This window comes from Oscillospiraceae bacterium, assembly GCA_035380125.1.
Lineage (GTDB): Bacteria > Bacillota > Clostridia > Oscillospirales > JAKOTC01 > DAOPZJ01.
Genome location: DAOSWV010000002.1, coordinates 1 through 25,723 on the forward strand (window position 1 = coordinate 1; position 25,723 = coordinate 25,723).

Genomic DNA, 25,723 nt, shown 5'->3' on the forward strand with positions numbered 1-25,723 from the left:
CGCCTGATAGCCCACCGACTCTAATCCCGCAAACCCCTCTTTTCGGATGGAATACAGATTGGTGGCGCTTCGGCCGTGCTGTTGGGCATATTCCGGTATTTTTGAATCCGGATAAGCCGGGGTAAACCCGGCTGCGTGGTCGATGCGGCCGCCTAAGGCGGAAATCAGCCATTCGTTTTCCGTCCGCCCCGGCTGCGGAAGATGCATATACAGGCAGGTGCTGCCGAATTCGGGCGGCATCGGACGTTCGGTCACCGGAAGGCGGCTTGCTTTGTTCCAATGCAGGCCGTCATAACTGTAGGTGAGATAACTGTCGACTTTACCGGCCATTTTGTTGCCGATAAAATCATCCGGGTCGGTGTAAAATACCCAAAGCATCCCCAGAAAATAACCCTCCAACGGCAGAACCAGCATCCCGTAATATTCGGAAAACGGCTCGTCAAAAGGATCGGGAGTCAGCATGATTTCCGGCTGCGACCATTCTTTCAGGTCTTTGGAACGGATGCAGGTGATTCGGCGGTCCATGTGGTTCGGGCGCATAATCAGCTGATATTCCCCCAGCGATTCGTTGTAAAACAAGTTGTTGAACGTGTCGCTGGCGTGTTGGCAGAACGGGTGGGATTCGTCTTTGGCCCAATGGACGCCGTCCGGGCTGAATGCGATGTTGCCCGGGGCGTTTTTGGGGTCTTTGTAATTAAAATAAATACACTTATAACGGCGTGACGGATCGGGATCATGCCCGTCGATCATCATGCAGACGGAAGGCAGGCGATCGGGTTGGGATGCGTCGTCGGGTTTTATCCAGTGAACCAAATCCGTCGATTCCTCATAGACCGGCATCCGTCCCCAGTCGTTTGTGATGTCGGGCAGCAGGTCGTAAAGCATCCGGTAATTGCCGGTATCGGGGCAGTAAAACAACCGACCGCCTGTGCCGCCGGGTCGTTGAAAGGACAGCTCCGGCAGCTGCTTGGGCGCAAAAGCCCGCCGCCGCATTCCGGAGGTTCCCCATACCATAAAGTCGTCAAAGAATACCAGTTTGTTCATATTGCACCTCTTTTTATTGTGTTTACGAATAGATGAAATCCGTAAAGATTTTTTGAATCTCCTGCGGGTTCAAGCCGGCATGGATTTCGGCGCCTCTTTTTTGCGCGTCGCGATACAGCCAATCGGCTTTGTCCCGACAGAGCGGCGCTTTGGTGCCGTCCAGCGGATTGAGCAACAGCAGCTGACCGCCGAAAACCGCCGCCAACTCCGGCAGATCGAAATGTTTGAGTACTTCGGGAATCATCACATCCGATTTCCACAGGTTGGGATAGTCCTCAAGCAATGCGCCGTAGTGGGAGAGCATTTCCACGCAGAGCAGCTTTTTGATATGGCCGCTGACGGCTGCCGTCAGCAGCGCCACCAACGCGCCCTGGCCGCGCCCGCCCATATAAATGCGGTTTCGGTCAACATCGGGGCGGTTTTCGAGCCAAAAGAGGGCTGAAAGCGCTTCTTTGACCCGCTGGCCGATCACCGTGTGTTCGATACCCATGCCGATGTAGGCCAGCTGATTGGCGGTGTCCGCCCAAGAGGCCAGATCGTAGGCACCGGGCTGCGGGGTCAATTCGCCCCAACCCGAGAGATCCATGCTCAGCACCATGGGTTCTTTGTCATCGGTTGTGCGCTCCAAAAACCTTGCCGCACGGGCCAGCGGCCCGTTTTTGTAAAGCCACTCCCATTTGCCGTTTTCGTCAAAGAACAGCAGGGCGGGCGCTTTTTCGCAGGCGGTGCGTTTGAGCAGCAGCCCGGGTATATGCACGTCGTCGGACAGCAGCATTTCCACCCCAAAGAGGGAGTGTACCCAGACCGGCTGATCAATCAGATCGGCACGCACCGATTCAGGTTTGCATTCTGCGGGAAGTGAAAGAAGTTGCTTGATTTCTGCGGTATAGGCCTCGGCGGATTTCGGCTGCCTTTGAGCGGCCAGCCGTTCGGCTTCCTGTTTGTTTAAGGTGTAATAATTCAATTTATTTGACGGATGGCACTGCAGATATTCCGGCTCCAAAAACTGAAGATCCGATTCCTGCAGCGGGGTGAGAGGTTTGGGATTCACCGCGATGAGGCCGTTCATCCACTCCACCGTGCGGTTGGCCATATTAGCCGAATATTCGTGGGGGCAGTTGTCAACAAACAGCTCCGCGCGGTCCTGTGCGGCGTATAACTTGTAAATCCGTTGCACATCGGCATAAACCTTACGGGCCGACGCGGTGTCGGAGACCTCGTCGCCGGTGCCGCTGTGGATCAGGCAGGGTTTGGGCGCCGCCATGCACAGCAGATCGGAGGTGTCGATGCCGTGTTTTAAAAATCCGGTATACCACGAGGTGGGTTGTGCGGTATACCGTTCGGTCATGATGACCTGCAGGCGGGATTTTACCGAGCAGACCGGTGCGATGCAGGTGATTCGGTCGTCCATCCAGCCGCAATGGGCCGTGATATGCCCGCCAAGCGACAAACCGGACACGGCGTATCCTTTCGAGCGTTCCACGTCGGGACGGGTGTCGAGATAATCCAGACATCGCAGGGTGTCCGTGATATAATTGGCCTGACTCCAGATGCCCGTTAAAAATCCGCTTTGACCGGTGACAAAACAATCGTTCATCAACCTGCGCTCACCGATGAATCCCGGCGGATCGATGGAAAGGGCGATATAGCCGTTTCGGGCAAAAATCTGACAGGGCTTCTGATAGACCGTGCGCACCTTGGAACTGGAACCGGTGGGGCAGACCACTGCGGGATAGACCCCCGGTTCTTTGGGCAGATAGAGGGTGGCGTTGACCTCCCACCCGGGGATGGATTCAAAAAGCACATTTTCAATTCGGAAATGCTCGAACTCGTGGCGGGACACCACCCTTGCGTTCAGCGGGCATTTTTCCCGCAGCAACGGGGGAAACGCCTTCAGAAAGGCCTGTTTCATCTCGGCAGAGAGCGCTTCCCACTCCGCCGCGTCGGTCAGGGATTCCCGCTTGCGGTTATGGGCTTCCAGCATCTCTTTTGCGGTCTGTCCGGTCAACCGCCAAAGCTGGTTTTCCGGGCGAACGGACGGGTCTGAAACTTTCATGCTTTTCCCTCCAATAGGCGTTTTCCTTTTTCGATGTGGCGTTCGGCTGTTTCTTCGGGGACCATCGAGCCGCCGGTGGCCCAACAGATGTGAATACCGGCTTTTTCTCCGACTTTGGCCGCGATCACGGGACCCAGCAGGCCGGTGGCGGCAGAGGGTTCGATATAAATATTTTCGGTCTCTTTCAGTAAAGCCAGCAGCGGATACATCTCTTCATCGGCGATGGTATAAATTCCGCTGACCAGATTTCGCATCATAGTCCCGACCAATCCGGAGGGCCGTCCCACCGCCAACCCGTCGGCATCGGTTTTGCCCGACAAGCCGATATCCTCTACGCTCGTGCGGTCGTGCAGCCCCGAGGCCATTCCCAGCAGCATGCAAGGGGACTGCGCCGACTGGGCGAACCAACTCTTGGCGGCGTCTTCGTATACGGTTTTCAACCCGAACGTCACGCCGCCGGGTGCGCCGCCTACCCCGCAGGGGATATAGGCGGTGAGCGGTGATTTCGGATCGGGAATAAGATCAAGCGCGTTCAGCTGACCTTTCAGCCGGTTTGCCGCCACCGCATAACCCAAAAAGAGGTCGGCGGAATGTTCGTCGTCCACAAAATAACTGCAGGCGTCTTTTTTGGCCTCGTCACGGGCATTGCAGACCGCCACCGAATAGGCCGCCGGATGTTCGATCACCTCGACGCCGCGGCTGCGCAGCAGGTCTTTTTTCCACACCTTGGCGTCGGCGGACATATGCACCACCGCGTGAAATCCCAGCGCCGACGACATCGTCCCGATCGAAAGCCCCAGATTGCCGGTGGAACCCACCAGAACGGAATAACCGGAAAACAGGTTTCTCCAATTTTCATCGGCGAGTGAAGCATAGTCCTTTCCGTCAAAGCCGTTTTGCAGGGCCAACTGCTCGGTTAATTTCAGGACCTCATAAATGCCGCCCCGGGCCTTGACCGAACCGGCAACCGGCAGGGCGTGATCGCATTTTAAAAACAATCTGCCGGTGATTTGAACACCGTACCGCTTCTCCGTGCCGCTTTCATGTTCGGCAGTTCCCGTAGCGGGGATTCGATGATGCCCTTGCTTTCCGACGTCTCGGGGAAAAGCCGTTGAATCAATGGAGCAAAACGGATTAATCTTGCTTCGGCGTCGGCGATATCCTCACGGCGCAGGGCAAGGTCGGCTTCCACCTCTTGAAAAGGTTTCAGTTCGGGGTTTTGCCAGATGGCGGGTCTGGCACATTTTAAATTTTCCAACAATTCGGGGTTGATTTGTTTCATGTCGGTCTCCGTAAAAAGCAGATAAGCGGTCTCATGCCGGTGAATTTTTAATTTTGTGTCTCGAGTCGGTATTTTCTGCAGCGCATGACGACATCGCGTAGCTGTGTCTTGGTGAGCGCGTCTTTGCTGCAGACGCCGGGAGCCGGGAAATCGTATTCAACCGTGACGCCGTAGGAATCCAGACGGTTTTCGAGTGATTCAACGGTTTGCCAGATTTGCGCCGCTTCTTGTTCGTTTTGAAGATATAAGGCGTTGTGATAGGCGACCGTCTCGGCCATCAGCTGCATGGTCTGTGATGCGTAAATCAACAGCCGCCGATCTTCTCCGATGCGCTTGGTATAACGGTTAAAGGCGATGAATTTTTTGGCGTCATCCGGGTTTACCCCCGCGCCGATTTTGATTTCTCCTTTTAAAGCGGCTTCTTTTAAATCTTTTTGCCGGACTTCATTGACAATATCTAATGCTTTTTGCAGCTGCCGCACCGATTGCCTGCCGCTTTTTAAGGCGCCGTCCGCGGTTTGAAAGTGGTTGTCGAAAGTCAGCGGGTTTTCGGGTTTCGTACCGTCCCATTCCAACAGCTGCGACAACACGCTGCGGGGTCCCCATGCCCGCCAATCCGCGCAGTAGAGCCACGCCTCTTCGGTCAGGCGGTAGGCCTCGCGCATTTCTTCGGCATAAGGACCGTACCAATTTTCAAAATATTCATTCAGCAGTTTATTTACGTCGGTGTGGACATCCCAACACATTTGGGCATACAGCAGCTGCGTGAGCGTGCGCATGCCCTGATTGTTCATGGGCACGTGCATATAAGTGGCGCTTCGGACGCCCATTTGATGATAATAAGGAATATCCGCCGCGATTCTTTGGCTGAAAATGAGCGGCAGATCCTCAAACTTGGAGACATTATAATATTCGCCGATGACGACCGGCACGGCGGGTTTTTTATCAAGCCAACTCTTCAGCGATTTTTTATAGAACGCGTTGATTTCACAGGTCTCGTCGGAAAAATCGTGCGCGTAGCATCTGCGGATGGGGTAATAGACCATCAGGTCTCCCGCGTCCAACAGGTTTTGCGGAATCGGATTTTGCGGGCCCGTGATGGTGCAGGTGCCCTCATACCCGCAAAACACCATTTTGACGTCGTGATCCAGCCGCCCGTCCGCTCGGGCCCGGTCGATCTGTGTGCGTATGTCGGATAAAAAATGCAGGTTTTTATCGGTGTCGTTGCCTAATGCATTGCATTTGTCGCAGTTGCAGGTATAACCCCAAGTGTCAAAGCCCCAGATATCCACCCGGTCGGCGTGCTTCCATTTGGTATTGAGATACCGTAAAACCTCGTCCGCCAGATAACTTGTCAAATCCTCGTTGGAGGTGCAGAATTGAATTTTTTGCGCCAGTTCTTTTTTTCGCGTTCCGTCGGCGGCCTGCCCGAACCAATCTTTGTGTTCTTCCCATAGAGTTTTGCCGCTTGGCGTCATTTTATCGGGGTCCAGGCATTTTTCGAAAATGTGCCCGCCGATTTTAAACTGCATGCCGAGTTTGTCGCAGAGTGGGGCTGTGTAGACCCTGTATCCCGCGACGTTCATACGGTTTTTTGACATCCAGACCCAAAACTTGATCGAATCTTTGCTGTACCACTGCCCGAAATCAAAACCCCTGCCATTATCATAGGAAGGTGTAAATTCGGTCTCCTGCCGGGGCATAATTAAATCTTTTCGTTTTTCGGGTTGAATTTCCCCCTCATCGCCGGGTGCATACCACCGCCAGCCCTGCAGCCGCAGCAGTTCATAAACACCATAAAGAAGACCCGTTCGGCCTTTGCCTCGGATCAACAGTCCGTTCGGCTGGGGCTTTAATAAAAATTCGTCGCTTCGAGAGGCATTGTCGCCGATTTGCAGTTCGATGGTGAAAATCTCATCGGTCTTTGACTCGGTGAAGCGGATGTCGGAATTTTCAAGGGTTTGGGTTAGATATTTTTTTAACTCGACGGCAGCGTAAGAACAGGTGCATCTTGCCGCCTGAAAGGAATCTTCTCCGAAATCAATATTTTCTTCGTCAAACGCCCAAACCGAAACCATCTGTGCGGCCCCTCGGAAAGGCACAAATATATCAATACGCACGCTGTCACCGCCTTTGAAATTAATGTTGCCTCAGTATTATTTAATCTGCCGATATTTTTGAAAGGCCTCGCAGATGTAGGCGACTTGATCGGGGCCGGTCGGCGGGTAGACGCCGTAGATGAATTCCAGACCGCCTTTTTCGGAGCCGAGGACTTTGACCTCTTCTTCGATCAATTCGAAAATCTCGGCGCGTGTGCCGTGCGAGGTGATCTTGACGCGGTCGAGGTCGAGTCGGATGCAGACCTTGCCCTTGAGCGCTTTCGCCAGATTGCCGATGCCGTTGCACAGGTCCTGCGGGTTGATGATGTCCATGCCGATCTCGATCAGATCGTCTAAAATCGGCAGAATATAACCGTCGCTGTGAATGGCGACTTTGACCTTGTTTTGGCGGCAGGGCGCGGTCAATTTCCGATAAGACGGGGCAATGTATTGACGGAACATCTCTTTGCTGATGATCATCGAGGACTCCGCGCCGAGGTCTTCAGGCAATTCCATGACATCGACGCCTGCTTTACAATAATTTTGAACGATTTTCAGGTTTTCGCGGTCGATGATGTCGATCAGTTTGAACAGATTCGGGTCTTCCTCGGCCATATTGACCATCAGGTTTTCAAACCCCATCAAATACTGCAGGCGCAGGAACAGAAAGCCGTGAACAAGCCCGCCGCGGGTGAGTTTTTCGCTTTGTTTCGCTGCGGCGATTTTTTGAAATTCCGCCGCCCAATCGCGTTGGCCGCCGCGGTCTTTCCAGACGTCGGAATCGGGCGCTTTCCAATGATTGAACTTGTGCCAGTCGTCGAGCGGCGGGTTGATGACGCAGCCCTCGATGCCGTACATTTTATAGTGCCATTGATAACCCCAAGCATCGGGTTCGGTGATGTCGCAGCAGCCGTCGCCGTATTCGGCATAATCGATTTTTCCGGGCTGAAAATTCGGGAAAAATTCCGGGAAACGCGCCATGACCGCCTCCATTTCGCCTTGATACGCAATCAATGAGGCGAGGTTCATGCAGATGGTAACCGGGATGTATTCGGGATAGCCGAATTCAACCGTGCGCAGATAATTCTCTCTTTCTGTCATAGGAACTCCTTAACCGGCAGGCGCCGACCAAATTGTTTTGACTGGCTTAGGTTGGGTTTATTCTAATAGAAAAACCCGAAGAAGTCAACCGGCTTCTTCGGGAATACAGGGAAATATTAAAGAACTGGGCATAATAGATTCGCGCAGACAAGTAATATCTTTCAAATCTGCGCTGCAGAGGGTTGGGTCAGCGATGAGGTGACAAACTTGAAGGAAGCAGAATTAATGGTGGATATAGTGAATGAACAAAGAGTGTGATTACGTTCAACCTTTGGGATTTAAACTTTCATATTCATCGAGCAAGGCCTCATATTCATTTGCTAACGGAAGATAGACCTGCTCGTAGTACATAAGGTATTCATCGTAGAGCGCTTGATATTCATCATAATCACTGCGGTCATGGGTCTGTTCATATTTTGCCCAAAGGGTATCCAATTGAGATTCATATACATTAAGCTGATTGACAATCGCATTGAGCTGAGGTCTGAGTTCATCCAGCTCAAGTAAAATTTCCTGACGGCGCTCTTCATTTAAGGCATCGTAATCGACGGAAGAGGTCTTCGAAGAGGCTGCAACGGAACTCGGGCGTACAGATGAAGTTACAGAAGAACGCACGGAGGACACCTTTGACGAGGTAACCACAGAGCTGACCGGTGCTGACGAAGCCGGTTTGGATGAGGTTGTCTCAGAGCTTTTAGATACGGAAGACGTTTTTGATGAGGTCGATGTGCTGGAACGTACAGAACTTGTCTTTGAAGAGGATACGGCGGAAGAGACCGGAACGGAAGAGATGATTGAACTTGCGGGCAAAGAGGAACTCGGTACAGAGGATGCAACCGAAGAGGCAGGGGCGGCTGTAGGCGCAACGAACACAGCGGTTGAAAGCGCGGTCAGCTTACTGCCGAAAATCAACAGCAAAGCGGCGGTAAAAACCAACGAAAGCGCGCCGATGCCGACAGCGTATTCGGCCGCCTGGAAAAAGGCGCGGTGTTTGGCGCGGTTGCGGTACGGCTCCTCGATGACATGAGGTGCTTCACCGTTTGAATCGGCGTGCTGTGGGGCATTGGATTTTGCGAATAAATTCGCATAACGCCAGTTGGTGAAAGTATACAGGATATAATTATCCTGAAGATGGATACCGCCGATCCATGCGCTGTTTTGCATAGCCGAGTGTTCGCCGCCGAGTTTCGGAAGACGTAACAGCAGTCCGAGCAGGACATAAGCCGCTGCCGCGACCAGAATCGGGAGGAGCCAGAAGGCAATTTCGGCGGTGGAGAACAGTGTTGCAAACCATAGAACACTCGCCAAACCGATCAAGGATGAGAGCGCGAAAAGAATCCAATTCGCCCATTTGGCTTTTTTACGGTGCGCAAGGCACTCGGGACAGACTGGCATATTGATTGAAACGGTTCGGGTTGCGGCTTTTCCGCCTTCTTTTTGCGAGGAGGAAGCGCTGACGCTCTCGACCAATGAGGTCGGTTTCATACAGCAGGTGCAAAACGGCGGGATGACCACCTTGTCTGCGTTGAGGTAGACAGAGTATTTTCTGTCGATGCGGTTTCGGTATAGAGACTCCTGCTGGGTTTGGGTATCTGTTTCGGGCTGTATTAAGGGAACGTTCTGACTGTCGGTTACTCCGGGCTGTACGGCATTCTGCGGTTCGGGAACGGCATTTTTGACCGCTGTGAAGGGCAGAAGAACTTCCGGTATACCGCCACGGCTGTTCAGTTCGGCAGTGAGTTCGCGAACGGCGTTTGTGACTTCCTCGCTGTCGGGATGCCGCTGCCCGTGTTTCTCAGCCGCTGCTTGCAGCGGTCGGACCAGCAGATTCCAGCGATTTAATGCCGATGAGAGTTCGTTTACCGTGCCTTCGGATGGGATGCTCTCATTTTTAAGTGCGGAAATTAAAGTCCAAATGCGTTGTTTTTGCTCTTTGACCTCCGGCATGATGTACAGTTCGTATCCCGTCAGGATATCGTCGAGAACGCCGCCTGATTGATTGACGGCGGAGAGTCCGGCAATTAAGCTGAAATATCGATTTTGCGGAAGTGCGGAGATTTTATCGTGAAGGGTCTGCCGAATCTCATCTCGGTAATTGCGAAGGGCCGTTTTGAGTTCGGAATCATCATTGACCGGGGAAATTCCGGCGGTGATCCGATCGCGATTGATTTCGATTTTAACTGCTTCGACGGTTGCCGACTCAAAAAGTCGGTTGATATCGAGAATGATTTGATTTAATTCTGAATCGGTTTCAAAATGCCAGAGCGGGAACGCACCAAGGCGGAGATTTAATGCGGTGAGAATGCCCGGATTCACAAGCCCCGGAACGGCGGATTGATGACCGTCTTTTAATTCGGAGAAGAAGAAGAGGAGTTTTGCGAGTTCCTCTTTTCCCAGCCCCGGAAACCAGCGGAGTTCGGCTGAGAGGCGTTTTTGCGGGTTGGTCAAAACGTCGCGTGCCGCTGTAACAGCATCCGCATCAATTCCGGCAGAAATCGATTTTTCATCGGCCAGAGCGGAGATTTTCCAGCGGTCGTCCTGTGCGGCCGCACCCAGAAGATAAAACGGGTTTTGAAATACGGTCATTGAATCGTCCCCTTCGGTATTTTTAAACGTATGAATGACAACATTTTACACGAAAATCCGAATTCTGTCAATCATAAAAAGGGAAAGTGGTCGAAAAATGCAATAAAGAAGGTGGAAATTTCCCACCTTCTTTATAAGAAATATTTTGTTTTATCACAGATCACAGCACGGTGAAACGGTTTCGGCCGTGTTCTTTGGACTGATAAAGCGCTCTGTCCGCTTTTTGCATCATGCTTTCCAGCATCTGCCCGGGCTGCTTTTTTGTCACTCCTATGCTGACCGTCACATTGAACCGAACGCCGGAATAATTATAAATATGGCGTTCCGCTCTGGACAGAAAAGAACGGACCAATGCAACGACCTCATCATCGGTCTGACTTTCGAGCAAAACGGCAAATTCCTCGCCTCCGAGACGCGCGACGAGACTGTTTGAATTGAAGTGATTTTTCAATAATTGGGCAAATTCCCGAATCGCCAGATCCCCAGAAAGATGACCGTATTGGTCGTTTACATCCTTGAAATGATCCAGATCCAGCATCAGAAGATATAAAATGCCGCTGTTTTCTTCGGACTTTAAAACCCATTCTTTGCCGAGTTTAATAAATGCTCTGCGATTGCTGAGGACACTCAGTTCATCCGTCATCGCCAGCCGGTGCAGTTCTTCGTTGAGCAGGTAGATTTCTGTGACGTCGCGGATGGTTTTGATCCATCCGCGCAGGGCATTTTTATCGTCCGTGCTTTCGGTGGTGATTTCGTAATAACAGTTTTTATCGCCGATCGGAAGTTTTATGACCGAAGTTATCGGGCTTTCCATGCTCTTTAAAAGTTCGGGGCGCTCAGCGAAAGCCGCAGAGAGGCATTTATCTTCCGGGTTGATGCCGATTCTCTGAAAGAGCCGATTTGCGCTGTCATTATAGTCAAGGATTCTGTTTTGGCTGTTGAGCAGTAAAATGGCGTCGTTGCCGGCTTCGAAAACTTTGCTTCTTGCGAGGGATTTGATTTCAAGCAGGTCATAGCGGGTGATCGCTAAAATCACCATGATGCAGGTCGTCGGCAGAAACAGCGCCATATAATCGATTCGGAAAGGCAGTAATTTGAATTGCGCGAGGACCAGACCCATGATCGCAAATACCGTTGCGCTGATCAAATAGTAGATCTTGCCGTTTTGCCGTTCCTTCTTTTTTGCGGCGTCGTATATGAAAAGCCCCAAAGCCGCAAAGACCATAGCGGCGGAATGAGCCGCCTGCACATACATCCATGGTCCCGCTTGTTTGACGAGAATCAATGTACCCAATTCTTTGACGAAATTCAAGGATGAGAAATAGAGGTGGTGATATTCGTTTGTATATCGGAGAATCAGCGTAATGAACGGGATGATGTAAATAGCCGCGAAAACGAGTTTTTTGTAACGCGTGAGATGCCCTGTATAAATCAATGCCATTGTCAGCCATAATGCGGAGACGAACGGGATTCCGATGTATTCGATCAGATTCCAGAACAAAATCTGTGCGGGACCGGTCGAATTGAGTTCCAGGGTATAGCCGAGAATGTAAAAACACACCGCAAGGCACAACAGCATCGCTGTTTTGGCATAATTTGCCCCGCTCAGCGTTCTGATTTGGACTGCATAAAAAATAACGACAATGGTCACGGATAACAGATAAATACTGATAAAATTCGTTATGAGCATTAAAAACGCCTCTCCCGCCGTTGGAATATGCCACATTATATCATAAAATGCAAATCATGTCATTATTTGCATTTTCAAGGGTATTGTAAAACAAAACCGCCTCTGTGACAGAAGCGATTTTAATGGGTTCTCTATTTTTATTTGGTTTTATCAGTGCTGATTTTGAACAGCGCATAAAGCGGGCAGTAACCGATGAGTCCCGTGATCAACGGAATCAGACCGATCAATCCCAGCCATTTCAGATTGCCTTCAATCAGGAAAATTAAACTCAACACGGCAAGTCCCAAAATGATGCGGATCCACTTATCCACGGTACCAACATTCTTTTTCATTTCAATTTCCCCTTTCTTATTTGTCCTTCGCGTATTATTTTATTCGATGCCGACGAGGATGTCCTCACCTTCGGCCTTGACCGGATATGCGCGGTCGTCTTTGACTTTGAGATTCATGAATGCGATCTTGCCGCCTTTGATCGTTTTACCGGTTTTCACATCGAACACGGTGCCGTGCCAGGGACAGGTGATGGTGTCGCCCTCCAGAATCCCGTCGTAGAGGGAACCGCCCATGTGCGGGCATTTGTTGTCGATGGCATAGTATGTACCCCCGATGTTGGTGAGCAGCAACACTTTGCCGTCTGCGGTGACTTTCTTTTTCTCTCCGGGTTTTACTTCGCCGGTCTGTGCGACTTTGACATACTCCATAATATCCCTCCTTGTTCTTTTCATTATACCACAAACAACCGATATCAACAAATATTCATAAAATAAGGGCTCATGGGTTAAAATGGACATGACAACACCGGATTACCCCATGAATATCATGTGAATCGAAAAAATAAATCGCTCCGTCCGGAAGCGATTAATAATCTATTGGCAGGTTTACAGCGAGGAACCGAGGATCGCAAGGTTTTTTCCATAGATCAACAGCATTACACCCGTGATAATCAGGATCAATACTCCGACAGCTTTGGGATGATCGACAGAAAGTAAAAACAGACGGCTCTTTGCGCGATTTTTATATGGTTTTTCAACAAAGGTCAGAGCGCGCTTACCGGGTAAAAGCTTTTTAAATTCATTGGCTTTTTCAAATAATTTGGCATACTGCCAATTTGTAAAATAAAATTCAACATCGCTACCGTCCATAGTTGTACCGCCCAGCCATCCCGCATATTGCCGAGCGGAATGCTCCTTTTCAAGTGGCGGAAACTTGACGATCACACCGAGTGTAACATAAATCACTATCGCGGTTAGGAAGGGTAGAATCCAAAAAGCACCGGTCGGCTCAAACAAAGAGGCCCACAGTATAGTGCTGGTTGCCGCAAGCACGGAGGAGGCAGCGATTATTCCCCGATTGGCCCAGTTGATCTGCTTGCGATGCTTCAGACATTCAGGGCAGATCGGTAAATAAGCTGTGGAGGTTCGGGTGGTTCTGGTTCTGCCTGCAAACGAGTGGGTGGTCTCGGAAGCCGTCGCAATGAATTTTTCAGTCGTTCGGGTTGGTTTCATACAGCAGACACAAAAGGGAGGAATAACGGTATTTTGCTCATTCGTAATAACCAGATACTTCATGTCCATACGGTTGCGTCGAATCCCCTCATGCGTGTTGAGGAAAGCTTCATCATCATAACCATTCAAGGTTTCCGGAGCCTTGTCAAGCAAAGATATCAATCCTTTCACTGTTGTTTTTTATCTTTCAATATTTTACATAATTCCCTATGAAATGTCAACCGGGTATTGATCTATAAAACGGCGATAGGGCGGGGTTTGAGGCATTTATAATAAACAAAGCAATTAGATGAACACCGCCCGCTCGAATTGAGCGGGCGGTGTTGCTGATATTTAATTTATAATTACTTCTTCTTTACTGTTTTTGATGCTGATCCGTTGCGTAATGGGGTTATTGTATATTTTCATGAATCGCATTGAGCAGCGTTCCGTCTTTGTTTTGGGAGAGTTCCCAGACCGAGACGCCCGCGAGATTGCTGAGATTCACATAGTTTGCTTTTTCGGCAATGGAGGCAGGGTCGTCATAGGAGATAAACACGGAGGCGTTGAACAGGGTCGGTACTTTCGCGTCCGGATAATAATACTTGGTATAGGCGGAATCGCTCAAATATCCGGACAAAATGCTGTCGTAAGCGATGGATTTTCCGCTGGTATAGTGTTGATAAAGTCCGTTATTTGCATTGGTGACGCCGCTGTAAATATAACCGTAGAAAGGAATGCCAAGTACGATTTTCGAAGATGGGAAGCCCGCCGCAATCCAGGCCTTGACACAGGAATCGACGCTCAATTGATATTGTGGGGACGCCGTGGTCGGCGTATAAAGAGGGGCGTTGAAGTCGGTGTAGGTATCCCACGGGCCGTGAAGGTCGTAGGTCATGATAATGGCGTAATCAACATAGCTGCCGATCAGACTGAGCTCCGTGTTTTTGATGTATGTATTGCCCGCGCCGCCCGCGAATGACAGGAGATATTCTTTGCCGTCAAGCGCTCCCTGCGTATCTAATTTCTCTCTTAATGTTTTCATCAGCAGGGTGAAGTTTTGTTTGTCCTCCGGCCGGTAAGTGTTTGTCGAAAGTCCTCCGCTGACGGGATATTCCCAATCGATATCGACGCCGTCGAAATTGTATTTCGTGATAAATTCAACAACACTGTCCGTAAATGCCGTTCGGCTGGATTCGGTCAGTGCGGCATCGGAGAATTTGTCGGAGAACGTCCATCCGCCGACAGAAATCAGTGTTTTCAGGTCGGGATTCGCCGCTTTGAGCTGATTGAGCTTTGCAAAATTGGCAAGATCGATATTCGGATCACCGAGAGCGATTTTCAAATCGTCCCCGATTTTGGCAAAGGCATAATTGATATGGGTGAGTTTTGATGCGGGGATATCGAGCGGGGTATATCCGTTGTAAGCCGACCAGCTTGTATAATAACCCGCAACGATCTTACCGGCGGGGGCAGGTTCGGATGGGGTCGCAGGGGATTCGGAAGAAGTCGGGGACGAAGAGGTAGAAGAAACCACAGATGATTCGGAAGAAGACGTGAGAGGCACCGATGAAACGACAGACGATACGGATGATGGCGCAGATGAAAACACAGACGATACGGATGAAACCGCTGATGAAATCACGGAAGAAACCGCAGACGCTGTTGATGATGGTTCAGAAGGGATGGATGAAACCGCAGATGGTATTATCGGCGGGACTGAAATAGTGACTGTGACGGTATTGCTGATGGGAGAAAGGTTCCCTCTGTAGTCTTTGGCTCGGACATAAAATTCATAGGAAGCGGAGGCGGAAAGGCCTGTTACGGCGAAACTTGTGGTTTGGCTTGAACCAATATAGACAGCGTTTTGATAGATCAAGTAGGAGGCGATTCCTTTGGCGGCGTACGAAGCCGTCCATGTGAGTGTCGCCCATGTTTCCCCGACTTCCGATACGGTCAAGTTTGCCGGAGCGGTCGGAGAGATTATTTTTTTCTTAATCGCCTTTGCTGAATATACACCTGTATACAGTGACAGCAGTAAAACGGCAATAAAAACCGAGCAGAACGAATTTATGTATTTCGATTTTTTCATCATACAATCTCGCTTTCGCTTTTTCCTTGTTTTTAAGTATATTTGAATAGAAGTGGCAAATCAATGTATAAATTATGGCAGAAAATGAATGATAACCCCGGCTTTCCCTGCATTTTGATTGAAATATAAGAGTATGAAAAAGCACCTGTTCGAAACGAACAAGTGCTTTATCTTATTTTTGGATCGGCCTTGCTTTCTCCTTGCCGCTTTTCGCTTTGCCCTGTATCTCCGGAACGGGCGGCGCGTCATTCTTCGGAATATGCAGCTTGCGGTTGCTCTCGGTGCCGTGCGGCTGCTTGGGATCGGGTCTGCGCATACCGGCTTTCGCCATAATCATCACCTCGGGAGTAGTTTCTCTGCAGGGAGAGAGTTTTATGCTTTTTGGCAGTCATTCAATATTATTCAAAAAAATTTTTAAAAAGTATTGACAAACAGGAAAAGGTAATGTATTATCTAAAAAGGAAATGCATTACCTATAACGCATTATCCAATTAGCAGATGGGGTGTAATCATGAATTCAAACAATAATATTCCTGATAAAGCGATGATTTTTGGGCTTTTACTGATCATTTCAAATAAGATGAATACGCTTCTCGAAAGAGAATTCAAAGAATTTGATGTGACTACCAAACAGTGGTTTTTGTCAGAGACGATCAACAGCCTCTTCGATTTTCCTCCGACTTTAAAAGAAGCCGCCAATGCGATGGGGAGTTCTCACCAGAACGTCAAACAAGTGGCTGTGAAACTTGAAAGCAAGGGGTTGCTGGCACTGGAAAAAGATAAAAAAGATGCCAGAGTCACCAGACTGAGAATGACGGAAAAGAGCTATGATTTCTGGAAGCAAACAGACCCCAAAGGGGCAATATTTCGAGAAAAAATGTTCAAAGAAATAGATACAAATGATATTACGAAGATAAGACATTTTCTTGAGAAATTGCTTTCGAATCTGGCTGACATTGAAAATGCGGTTAATGATGAGGGTACTAATGCTCAGGAGTGAGGTATATGAAAAAAGGTCAAATAATAAAAGTTGCTGCAACGATATTTGCTTGTGTGTTATTGGATATCATTTTGCATATTGTTACAAGCTCATACAGTACGATGCCGGAGAATCCGAACTATAGCTTAGTACAGAGGATTCTGGGAACAGAAATTACAGTTTCTCTTTGGGCTATAATCGCTTTTTCGGGCGTTGCGTTTGTGTTTTGGAAAATCAGAAATGAGATACCCGGAGTGGGTGTAAAGAAAGGATTGCGTTACGGGGCGGCAATAGCACTGCTTTGGATGTTTGCAATGCTTGAGGGGGTATCTCTGTTTGGAAATCCAATCATGAAAGAATTTGTTGTCGGCCTCAGTGATGCGATACCTGTTTTTGTGATGTGTATTCTTCTGAGCAAGCTGCAAATTGGAGAAGCCATGCACGATCGTCCGGTAACATTTGTTTTCAAACAAAAAATCAAAGCAGTACTGATTTTTACGGGGATGTTTCTTGCAGGCAGATATATCGCTTATCTTTCAGGGATCATCAAATCCGGAAATCAAAGCAGACCTTTTCACACGTTAATATGGACACTGTTGATGGGAATTTCCATCGGGTCAGCGTTTATAATGCTTGGAAACAGCAAAAACGAGCGGTCTTTTTTACACAGGGCCGTGAGATTCGGTTTCTTGATTTTTGGTTTGAATTGGACCGTGTTCCTTGTATTTATGCCCTTATTGTTTTCAGGTTATATTGGCGACGTTTTTCTGCGGATTTTAATCGATACAATATTAGCGACAATTGCTTCATATTTGACGATTATTCCAAAAGGTGAGTTCTTGAGAAAACAAAACCTACAAAAACATGAAGCGGCTTAAGGAGGTGCTTATAAATTAAAACGACAAAATGCAACAGAGCAGCGTTCGGAATGCTCGCTTTAATATTGCTGCTTGTTATACAGGTCTTGATGGGAAAAGCGGGTTATTTAATTGCGGCTTTAGTTCCTTATCAACAAATCGATCCTTTTAATAGCTTCGCCGAAATTTCCATACATCATGCGGTTCAATTTTTAATTGCCGCGCTGATTATCCTCGCGTTGAGAAAAATTTTAAATCTCAACTTCTACTTTCAACTCGGCGATAAGAAAAAAGGAATAAAATACTTTACTATATTTACAGCTGCTTTTGTTGTGATTTCAATTGCGCAGCACATCTATTTGGCTGTGAATAACCAACTCCCTGTCTATGCGTTTCCGTTGGATAAAAGGAATGTGGTCGGAACGTTGGCGTTCCAGTTGCTATTAAGCGGACCGGTAGAAGAAGTTGTTTTTCGGGCATTGCCGATAACAATATTGATATATGCATTTGGAAAAAGCTTTTCAATAAAAGGTAATGTTACTTTGGAAGTAATATTAGCATCGGTATTATTTTCGTTTGCACATATTAAATGGTCTTTAAGCCCGTTCGTTTTTGAGGTGAATTATTTTCAAATGCTTTATTCGTTTGTGCTTGGAACCATTCAGGGGATTGTTTATCAAAAAAGCAAGAGCGTTTTATATCCTATGCTTATGCATAGTTCAAGTAACGTTTTGATGGTTGGTATTGGATATTTATTTAAAGTATTATCTGTTGGAGGTTAATCATGTTAAGAACTCTTTATGAACTTGAAAAATGCAATGTAATAATTTATGACGGTATACACGAATATTGTTTGGCTGAAAAATTAAATGAGGAACAATTGAGGGCGTCTATAAAGAAGGGGGATTCAGCGAATAAGCCAATTAAAATGCACGGGATTACAACTGGTTTTTCCACTTTGCTTGCAGTTCCGGTTAAAATTATTAATTCAATTCGACAATCAATTGAAGCGACAACAACTACGTCGCATCCCGTCAAGAGAATAATAAAAAAATAGAAAAGAGAATCGCTGCCTGTCGATATAGCAGGCAGGACTTTTTTGTGCAGCTGATTTGGAATACTCCTGAAATTCGGATGATGTATTCTGAGATAGCGTATGCTTGACCATAAGAACTCTGTTTAAGATTCAAATTTCCTCCCATGGCAAAAACAAAAAAGCACCTCAGGGTGCTTTTGTGACAGGAGTTCGAAAGGTTCGAATCCTCCCAAGGGCAAGAAATAGCAGAGGGCACTTTAGGTGCCCTCTGCTATTTCTTGGTCGGAGTGACAGGATTCGAACCTGCGGCATCCTGCTCCCAAAGCAGGCGCGCTACCAACTGCGCTACACCCCGATGTGTCTCTATTTTATACGTTTACAAGTCATTTTGTAAAGCGGAAAAGTGAATTTTTCGGAGATGTTTTTTGAATAAATCGAGAAGGGCAAAAGCAGGGGCGGCGAATTCGCCGCCCCGTTTGGTACGATAATAAATATAATAAGATATGAACAAAAGTGGGAAGCGTGCGCTATCAAGCCACTGGTTCGCAGATTCCAAGACGCGTTTGACAGCTTGCTCTACCCGTCGGAGCGCCGAGGTCGTCGCTCCCTACAGATGATCACCGAGTGGGGAAACGCGGCTATGCGGCGAAGTGAAAGCAGATTTTGACGCGCATATTGCAAGCAGCTTTAACCGCATGTGGATTCTATGCGCCGAAGATTTGGAGAAGGACACCGGCTGCAACCGCCGAACCGATAACACCGGCCACGTTCGGACCCATGGCGTACATCAGAAGATGGTTGCTCGGATCCTCTTTCTGGCCGACCTTCTGGACAACTCTGGCTGCCATCGGGACTGCCGAGACACCGGCCGCACCGATCAGCGGGTTGATCTTGCCGTGTGAGAGTTTGCTCATCAGCTTGCCCAACAGCACACCACCGGTGGTGCCGCATGCAAAGGCTACAAGACCCATGAGAACGATCTTGAGTGTGCTTAACTGCAGGAAGACACTGCCTTTCGTGGTAGCACCGACTGTGAGGCCCAGGAAGATGACGACGATATTCATCAGGTCATTCTGTGCGGTTTTGGAGAGACGGTCAACAACACCGCATTCTCGGAAGAGGTTGCCCAACATCAGCATACCGACCAAAACAGCCGCGTCGGGGATAATCAGAGAAACGATGGTTGTGATGGCGATCGGGAAGATAATTTTTTCTTTCTTGGAGACCGGACGGAGCTGTTCCATTCTGATCAGGCGCTCTTTTTTCGTGGTCAGTGCCCTCATGATCGGCGGCTGAATGAACGGAACCAATGCCATATAGGAATAAGCCGCAATTGCAATCGGTCCGAGCAGATGCGGTGCGAGTTTTGAGGTCAGGAAGATGGCCGTCGGACCGTCTGCGCCGCCGATGATGCCGATGGAAGCGGCCTCGGGACCTGTAAAGCCCAAAAAGATTGCGCCGACAAATGCGACGAAGATACCCAGCTGTGCCGCGGCACCGAGCAGAAAGCTGCGGGGGTTTGCGATCAGCGGGCCGAAGTCGGTCATCGCACCGACGCCCATGAAGATCAACGGTGGATAAATACCGAGTTTAACGCCTATATATAAGAGGTCCAGCAGTCCCGCATTTCCGGCGGCGAACTGCGACCAGTCGATATGGCCGCCTTCGAACAGTTCGGTATGGAACATCCCGCCCAACGGCAGGTTTGCCAATAAAATACCGAAAGCGATCGGAACCAGCAGCAACGGTTCAAACTGTTTTTTGATTGCCAGATAAAGCAGGAAGAAGGATACAAAGATCATGATCAGATCTTTCCAGCCGCCATCGGTGGTGACAAACTGAACAAAACCGGTTTTGGTTAAAAATTTACTGAGGACATCCGCAAATTCGGTCCAGATATTGGACGCGGCAATTAAAAAGCTCAAGTTCATTCAACTCCGTTCAAAAAGATCTCGTATTATCGCGGACACCCGCGTTGGCCCAAGCGGACCGGCCGTCCTTGCTCTTGCGCGGTACGCGCTGAACCGACTTGATCGCGAGTTTTTGACCGACACTTTCACCGAACGCATGTACGGCGGCGGCAATGACGGCGATCAGCGAGTCATCTTCGGTTGTCTGAACGGATTTGCTGACCGGCGGAGCGGTCTTCACGGGCGGTTTCGGATTTGAATCAGCGGCTTTATCCGTCTTTTTGCCCGGTTTGGCGGCGGAAGCGGCCCCGATTTTTCCGAACAGAGAGATGACCAGCGTCAGGATAATCAGGATGGCGAAGACGATGATCAGTCCGGTCAGGGTCGTTAAAAGTGAAAGTTCACCTTTTGACATTTCCGACCAGTTGAATGCGAGAAACCAAAAATTCATACGGGGTAACGACCTTTCCAACACATTTGCCATTAGGCGATCACTGCATATTTGGCCTATTTGGCACAAATTTCGCAGTATAACATATTATACATGATCTTTTCCGCGAACGCAAGCACGGGAAAGATAAAAAGTTGAATAAAAATGCATTCAAAAAAGCCGCGGCAGTCAACGAATTGCCACGGCTTTTTATAACGGATGATGATTTTTATATGTCAGAAATTACATACCGCCGCTTCCGGTCAGTACGCATTCCCATTCGCTTTGATCGTTGAGAGAATAGACGTAAACATGATGCCACTCCCATTCTTGTTTATATAGGCATAGTTCAAAAATGCCGTCGTTGTTCAAATCAAAGAACCCGATCAATTCCATGAATTGATCGGCGGTAACCCTGTCATTTGAGCGGCTCCAAGAGGTAACCGTTTTATAACCGGTTTTATCTTTTATCAAAACCATATAATAAAAAGGTGAATATTCAAATACGTAGCCCCATTCATCTCTCGGAGCATTGGCAATTACAAAATGTTCGGTGCTGCCGTCGTTGTTATAATCGAATTCAAAGCATTCGGTGATATTTATGGGGGCGTCGGGGACTCCGAGATGTTCCAATTCGGTTTTTACTGCTACTTTGTCCGCTTCGGAAGACCCGGTTATTTGTTTTATTTGGGATTTGGGAAGAGGGTTAAAATCTGTTGAGAGGACAAGCGGAAAATAGTGTTCAGCGTATTCGACATTGAAAATGATGTTTGTGTTGTATGTTTGGCTTTTTATATAACGCAGATCTTGAGGAAGTTCAAAAGGAATATAAAACGTCATCTTTGATAATCCGTTGTGTTCTTGCGCATAAGGAATCAGGGGTTTGCCGTCGTTTGCGAAACTGTCGTTTGCTTCACAGTCATACATGAATGTGAGCTTTTTTGAAATGCCGATCAGTTCGGTTTGGCTATAACAGTAATAGGCGTATTGTTTTAAATAATCGGCGATTGAAAGTTCACGGTTTTCGATGGTATGCCATTGATTGTCATGATAACTGCCGACAAGCATGTTATCAAGGAAGATAAAATACCCCGGGTCTTCTTCGATGGGCGGTTCTGAGACAATGGAACTCATCGCACTTTCGGAGAAGGGTGCTGATGAGAGAGCAGAAGAAGCGGAGGATGAAATTTGTGAAGAGACCTGTGAGGAGGCAAGGGAAGAGTTCATTATGGAGGAGGAGGTCGAGCCGGGTTCCGAAACAGGGCTGCCGGAGCAGCCGATGCAGAAGGTAACGGAGAGAAGCGCTGCACAGACACGGAGAAAGGATTTTTTCATATGTAATTTCTCACTTTCATAGAAGAAATGGAATTATAAAAAGAGAGAGGTACTACATACCGTAATTTCCGGCTAACACCCGATCCCACTCGTTGTGTTCATTAAGTGTATAAACAAAAACCTGGCCGAACTCATATTCAGGTTGAAAAAGGCATAATTCATAGATGCCGTCATTATTCAAATCGAATATACCTTCCATATAAATCGACTGGATGGCGGTGCAATAATAGTCGCCGGGTTCTGTCATGTCTTTATTATGGCTAAAGCGATACAGCCAACTCCAAGAAACGACTGTTTTATAACTGGTTTCGTCTTTGCACAAGACCACGTAATAATAACCCGATTGGTCGTTTTCGATCTCTTCTGCCGAAACATAGGGATAACCGTCATCGGTTCGAGGCGTTTGAGCAAAAATAAACTGTTCCGTTTCGCCGTCTCCTTCAACATCGTATTCATAGACCTCGGTGATATTCACCGGAGCGCCCGGGATATCAAGCCGTTCAAGTTCTTTCGTTACCGCAGCTTTATCCTCGTCGGAGAAGGATTCTGATAATTCTTTCACTTCGGTTTTGGGGAGCGGATTGAAATCCGCTGAAATGATAAGCGGAGTATAATAATGTTCGCCTAAGGGGTTTTGAATGTGAAAATAGATATTTGTGTTGTAAGTTTCACTTTTTAAATAACGTAAATCTTTTGGGAGAGTGAAAGGAAGATCAAAGGTAATATATTCACCTCCTGAATCGTGCTCGGTCGCATATGGAATTAATGGTTGCGGATTTTGTTGAAAACTATTCCCTAAATCCTCAGAGTAGCAAAATGTCAGTTCATCAGAAACACCTATCAATTCGTTTTGGCTATAGCCATAATAAGCCTCTTCTTCCAATAAATCCGCAATATAAATATCTCGGTCATAGGAACTGAACCATTGCCCGTTTTTATAACTGCCCACCAGCAGGTAGTCAATGAAAATAAAATAATCCGGTTTGTTATCCTCAATGGAACCGGTGTTTAATTCGAGGGCTGATGAAAACGAATAAAGCGAAGCCGATGTGGAAACCGAACCGCTCATGCAGCAAAATATAACAAGTGCGGATAATACTATTGAAAAATAACGAATGTATGGCGTTGTCATTTTATTGCCTCTCTCTAATAAATTTCGGAAATTGAAAAACTTGCACTACCACCACGGGTGGTAACCTTCCAACACCAGGTCCCATTCGTTATATTCATTCAGAGCGTAAACGAATACAGACCCCTCTTCAACCCCCGATTCCTTTAAACACAATTCAAGAATTCCGTCATTGTTTAAATCAAAAATTCCCACCATTGCAATGGACTGAAAGGCCTTAAATTCATAATCGCCTGGCAGCATGTCTTGATAGTTGTCAAAGCGGTATGGATAACCCCAAGAGAATACGGTTTGATACCCGGTTTCATCCTTGCACAAAACCATATAATAGAAGCCGGAGTGGTCGTATTTGATCTCTTGTATGTTGACATGCGCATAACCTTCGGGATTAAGCGGCGTTTGAGCAAAAATGAATCGTTCCGTTTCACCGTCTCCATCAACATCGTATTCATAAACATCCGTAACATTAATCGGAGCGCCGGGAATATCAAGTTTCAACAACTCACCATATACAGCTGCGCTGTCTGCGGCGGCAAAGGGCTCTGTTAACTGTTTCACTTCGCCTTTCGGAAGTGGATTGAAATCTGCCGAAAGCACCAGCGGAATCCGCGCATTTGAAGAAAATGAAATATCAAAAACGACATTATCGTTCGGACGATCGCTACGGATGTAGTTTAATTTCTGTGGCAGTTGAAAGGGGAGATTAAAGGTGATTTGTTTATTTTGGGCATCACGTTTCTGCGCATAAGGGATCAACGGTTCCCCGTCCTCCCAAAAGCAGTCGTTTGAATTTCCATAACCAAGTGTGAGTTTTTTGGATATGCCTAAAAATTGTGATTGGGAATAACCATAATAAGCGTTATAACTGAGTAAGTCGTCGATGTATATGGTTAAACCGGTTGCATTGTACCAATAGTTGTTTTTACAGGTTCCAATCAACAGACCGTCGATGAAAATGAAATACCCCAGTTTTTTTTCAATAGAAGGTTCGGAACTGGAAACTGATGTAACAGAAGAACTTGGGATTGAGAGTGCAGAAGAAACAGGCGATGAAATTTGTGAAGAGTCCTGTGAAGAGACAGGGGAAGAGTTCATTATGGAGGAGGAGGTCGAGCCGGGTTCCGAAACAGGGCTGCCGGAGCAGCCGATGCAGAAGAGTATCGAGAGTAAGGAGACAATGAAACGACGAATAAAATTCTTCATATAACTACGCTCCGACTTAATTTTGGCTAAAAAATAAAAACAAATTGATATGGTAAATTATAACTAATACAAGTTTAAAATGCAAACGGGTGAATTCTTTGTGGAGGTTTGGCGGGGTTTACAAACCTTATAAGGGAGATGATACCAAAATTTGATGTTCATTTTTATGCAAAACGCCGACAATCATGCAAAATGTTCAAAAAAACGCTTGCAAAATATGTGGAATTTGTGTAAAATGATTTCGCTGGTAAATTTCGAGCTTGCGAATAGCGAAAGTGGGAGTGTGCATGACCAATAAAATTTTTCAGGACATGATTAATCAATTTTCAATTCCGATCGGACGTACTATCGGCATCATCGACCGCAGCGGCACCGTGATCGCCTGCTCTGACGCGATGAAGGTCGGCGACGTCTATGAGGATGCGGTAGAGGAACTGATTTACGGCCAGAACTGTGTGAAGGCAAACGGCAAAGTGCTGCGCGCCATCAACGGCGACAGCGGCTGGGAACATATCGTTTTTGTCGATGGCGACGATGACGCAGCGGAGAAATACTCCGAACTGCTCGCAATCTCGATCGCCAACGTCAAGCAATATTATGACGAAAAATTCGGCAAGGCCAATTTTATCAAAAACGTGATTGCCGACAATATCCTGCCCGGCGACATCTTCCTTAAAGCGCGGGAACTGCACCTGTCGGGCGACGTCTCGCGTGTCGTGATGATTGTGCGCATCGCCCAAAAGAGCGAAATCGCCGCTTATGAGGTTATCTCCAATCTGTTCCCCGATAAGAGCAAGGACTTTGTCATCAACCTTAACGAGACCGACATCGCTCTCGTCAAGGAGACCCGCGCCGAGATCGAATCGCGCGACCTCGAAAATCTGGCACATGCGATCATTGATACACTCTCCACCGAATTCTTCACCCAAGCCGTCATCGGCATCGGCACCGTCGTCAACGGCATCCGTGATCTGGCGCGCTCTTTTAAAGAGGCACAGGTGGCTATGGAAGTCGGCAAGATCTTCGACAGCGGCAGACCGGTTGCCCGATATGACAATCTGGGCATTGCGCGGCTGCTGTATCAGCTGCCCCGGCCCATGTGCGAGATGTTTTTAAAAGAAATTTTCCCGCGCGACACACTGGATTCGCTGGACTCCGAGACCTTGTTTACCATCGACAAATTTTTTGAAAACAACCTGAACGTCTCCGAGACGGCCAGAAAACTGTTTGTCCACCGCAATACGCTGGTTTACCGGTTGGACAAGATCAAGCGCGCGACGGGACTAGACCTGCGCGAACTCGATCATGCCATCGTCTTTAAAGTGGCCTTGATGGTGCGCAAATACCTGAACAACACCAGCTACGCCACGAAGTTTTAACAGTATTTACCGGTTCCGATTTGGGGTTTGA

Annotated in this window: 24 protein-coding genes and 1 tRNA gene; 6 read left to right on the forward strand and 19 right to left on the reverse strand. The window is 47.9% G+C overall.

Features of this window, described 5'->3' with window-relative positions:
* From PK629_00640 to PK629_00700, 13 genes are all read right to left on the reverse strand, one after another.
* The coding region (locus PK629_00640) for a hypothetical protein (protein HOP09978.1) at positions 1 to 1,044 on the reverse strand (1,044 nt) is incomplete at its 3' end.
* Between the two features lie 22 nt (positions 1,045 to 1,066).
* The gene (locus PK629_00645) at positions 1,067 to 3,100 is read right to left on the reverse strand and encodes a hypothetical protein (GenBank protein HOP09979.1); all 2,034 of its coding nucleotides are present in this window, start codon (positions 3,098 to 3,100) and stop codon (positions 1,067 to 1,069) included.
* Positions 3,097 to 4,170: a D-serine ammonia-lyase gene (locus PK629_00650; GenBank protein HOP09980.1), complete on the reverse strand. Its 1,074-nt coding sequence runs from the start codon at positions 4,168 to 4,170 to the stop codon at positions 3,097 to 3,099. Before PK629_00650 ends, PK629_00645 begins: the two co-directional genes overlap by 4 nt.
* Complete coding sequence (locus PK629_00655) at positions 4,089 to 4,382, reverse strand: hypothetical protein (GenBank protein ID HOP09981.1); 294 nt, start codon at positions 4,380 to 4,382, stop codon at positions 4,089 to 4,091. The genes PK629_00650 and PK629_00655 overlap by 82 nt, the downstream gene beginning before the upstream one ends.
* Before the next feature lie 47 nt (positions 4,383 to 4,429).
* A complete protein-coding gene (locus PK629_00660; protein HOP09982.1) occupies positions 4,430 to 6,460 on the reverse strand; it encodes a DUF4838 domain-containing protein in 2,031 nt (676 codons plus the stop codon).
* Positions 6,461 to 6,538: 78 nt separating this feature from the next.
* The gene (locus PK629_00665) at positions 6,539 to 7,582 is read right to left on the reverse strand and encodes a uroporphyrinogen decarboxylase family protein (GenBank protein ID HOP09983.1); all 1,044 of its coding nucleotides are present in this window, start codon (positions 7,580 to 7,582) and stop codon (positions 6,539 to 6,541) included.
* Positions 7,583 to 7,846: 264 nt separating this feature from the next.
* A complete protein-coding gene (locus PK629_00670; GenBank protein ID HOP09984.1) occupies positions 7,847 to 10,168 on the reverse strand; it encodes a hypothetical protein in 2,322 nt (773 codons plus the stop codon).
* 160 nt (positions 10,169 to 10,328) lie between these two features.
* Positions 10,329 to 11,858: a diguanylate cyclase gene (locus PK629_00675; GenBank protein ID HOP09985.1), complete on the reverse strand. Its 1,530-nt coding sequence runs from the start codon at positions 11,856 to 11,858 to the stop codon at positions 10,329 to 10,331.
* A 137-nt stretch (positions 11,859 to 11,995) separates the two neighbouring features.
* Positions 11,996 to 12,190, reverse strand: a complete 195-nt coding sequence (locus PK629_00680; GenBank protein HOP09986.1) for a DUF2892 domain-containing protein — start codon at positions 12,188 to 12,190, stop codon at positions 11,996 to 11,998.
* Positions 12,191 to 12,229: 39 nt separating this feature from the next.
* Positions 12,230 to 12,559: a Rieske 2Fe-2S domain-containing protein gene (locus PK629_00685; GenBank protein ID HOP09987.1), complete on the reverse strand. Its 330-nt coding sequence runs from the start codon at positions 12,557 to 12,559 to the stop codon at positions 12,230 to 12,232.
* A gap of 177 nt (positions 12,560 to 12,736) precedes the next feature.
* On the reverse strand, positions 12,737 to 13,516 hold the full coding sequence (locus tag PK629_00690; protein HOP09988.1) for a hypothetical protein: 780 nt from the start codon (positions 13,514 to 13,516) through the stop codon (positions 12,737 to 12,739).
* Between the two features lie 238 nt (positions 13,517 to 13,754).
* Positions 13,755 to 15,437 carry a glycosyl hydrolase family 18 protein gene (locus PK629_00695; protein ID HOP09989.1) on the reverse strand — a complete coding sequence of 561 codons (1,683 nt, stop codon included), beginning with the start codon at positions 15,435 to 15,437 and terminating at the stop codon, positions 13,755 to 13,757.
* Between the two features lie 169 nt (positions 15,438 to 15,606).
* Positions 15,607 to 15,765 carry a hypothetical protein gene (locus tag PK629_00700; GenBank protein ID HOP09990.1) on the reverse strand — a complete coding sequence of 53 codons (159 nt, stop codon included), beginning with the start codon at positions 15,763 to 15,765 and terminating at the stop codon, positions 15,607 to 15,609.
* Between the two features lie 180 nt (positions 15,766 to 15,945).
* On the opposite strand from PK629_00700, the gene PK629_00705 reads away from it, so the two are divergent.
* The 4 genes from PK629_00705 (at position 15,946) to PK629_00720 (ending at position 18,327) form a co-directional block, all read left to right on the forward strand.
* Positions 15,946 to 16,434, forward strand: a complete 489-nt coding sequence (locus PK629_00705; protein ID HOP09991.1) for a MarR family transcriptional regulator — start codon at positions 15,946 to 15,948, stop codon at positions 16,432 to 16,434.
* 5 nt (positions 16,435 to 16,439) lie between these two features.
* Entirely contained in the window at positions 16,440 to 17,291 is an 852-nt protein-coding gene (locus PK629_00710) for a hypothetical protein (protein HOP09992.1), read from the forward strand.
* An 89-nt stretch (positions 17,292 to 17,380) separates the two neighbouring features.
* Entirely contained in the window at positions 17,381 to 18,052 is a 672-nt protein-coding gene (locus PK629_00715) for a CPBP family intramembrane metalloprotease (protein ID HOP09993.1), read from the forward strand.
* 2 nt (positions 18,053 to 18,054) lie between these two features.
* Complete coding sequence (locus tag PK629_00720; GenBank protein HOP09994.1) at positions 18,055 to 18,327, forward strand: hypothetical protein; 273 nt, start codon at positions 18,055 to 18,057, stop codon at positions 18,325 to 18,327.
* Between the two features lie 258 nt (positions 18,328 to 18,585).
* On the opposite strand, the gene PK629_00725 is transcribed toward PK629_00720, so the two are convergent.
* The 4 genes from PK629_00725 to PK629_00740 form a co-directional block, all read right to left on the reverse strand.
* Positions 18,586 to 18,661 (reverse strand) — tRNA-Pro (locus PK629_00725).
* A 349-nt stretch (positions 18,662 to 19,010) separates the two neighbouring features.
* Positions 19,011 to 20,237, reverse strand: coding sequence for a sodium ion-translocating decarboxylase subunit beta (locus PK629_00730; GenBank protein ID HOP09995.1), 1,227 nt, complete (start codon positions 20,235 to 20,237; stop codon positions 19,011 to 19,013).
* A 10-nt stretch (positions 20,238 to 20,247) separates the two neighbouring features.
* Entirely contained in the window at positions 20,248 to 20,667 is a 420-nt protein-coding gene (locus PK629_00735) for an OadG family protein (GenBank protein ID HOP09996.1), read from the reverse strand.
* A 222-nt stretch (positions 20,668 to 20,889) separates the two neighbouring features.
* Positions 20,890 to 21,780: a hypothetical protein gene (locus PK629_00740; protein ID HOP09997.1), complete on the reverse strand. Its 891-nt coding sequence runs from the start codon at positions 21,778 to 21,780 to the stop codon at positions 20,890 to 20,892.
* Between PK629_00740 and PK629_00745 the strand changes: the two genes are divergently transcribed.
* Positions 21,770 to 22,003, forward strand: coding sequence for a hypothetical protein (locus PK629_00745; GenBank protein HOP09998.1), 234 nt, complete (start codon positions 21,770 to 21,772; stop codon positions 22,001 to 22,003). The genes PK629_00740 and PK629_00745 overlap by 11 nt on opposite strands.
* A gap of 30 nt (positions 22,004 to 22,033) precedes the next feature.
* Here PK629_00745 and PK629_00750 read toward each other — a convergent pair whose 3' ends face one another.
* Together PK629_00750 and PK629_00755 are read right to left on the reverse strand one after the other, a co-directional pair.
* Positions 22,034 to 23,113, reverse strand: a complete 1,080-nt coding sequence (locus tag PK629_00750) for a hypothetical protein (protein HOP09999.1) — start codon at positions 23,111 to 23,113, stop codon at positions 22,034 to 22,036.
* A 45-nt stretch (positions 23,114 to 23,158) separates the two neighbouring features.
* Positions 23,159 to 24,313 (reverse strand): hypothetical protein, encoded by a 1,155-nt coding sequence (locus PK629_00755; GenBank protein ID HOP10000.1) that lies wholly within the window; start codon positions 24,311 to 24,313, stop codon positions 23,159 to 23,161.
* A gap of 287 nt (positions 24,314 to 24,600) precedes the next feature.
* Here PK629_00755 and PK629_00760 point away from each other — a divergent pair, with 287 nt between their 5' ends.
* Positions 24,601 to 25,692 (forward strand): helix-turn-helix domain-containing protein, encoded by a 1,092-nt coding sequence (locus tag PK629_00760; GenBank protein ID HOP10001.1) that lies wholly within the window; start codon positions 24,601 to 24,603, stop codon positions 25,690 to 25,692.
* Positions 25,693 to 25,723 lie beyond the last annotated feature (31 nt).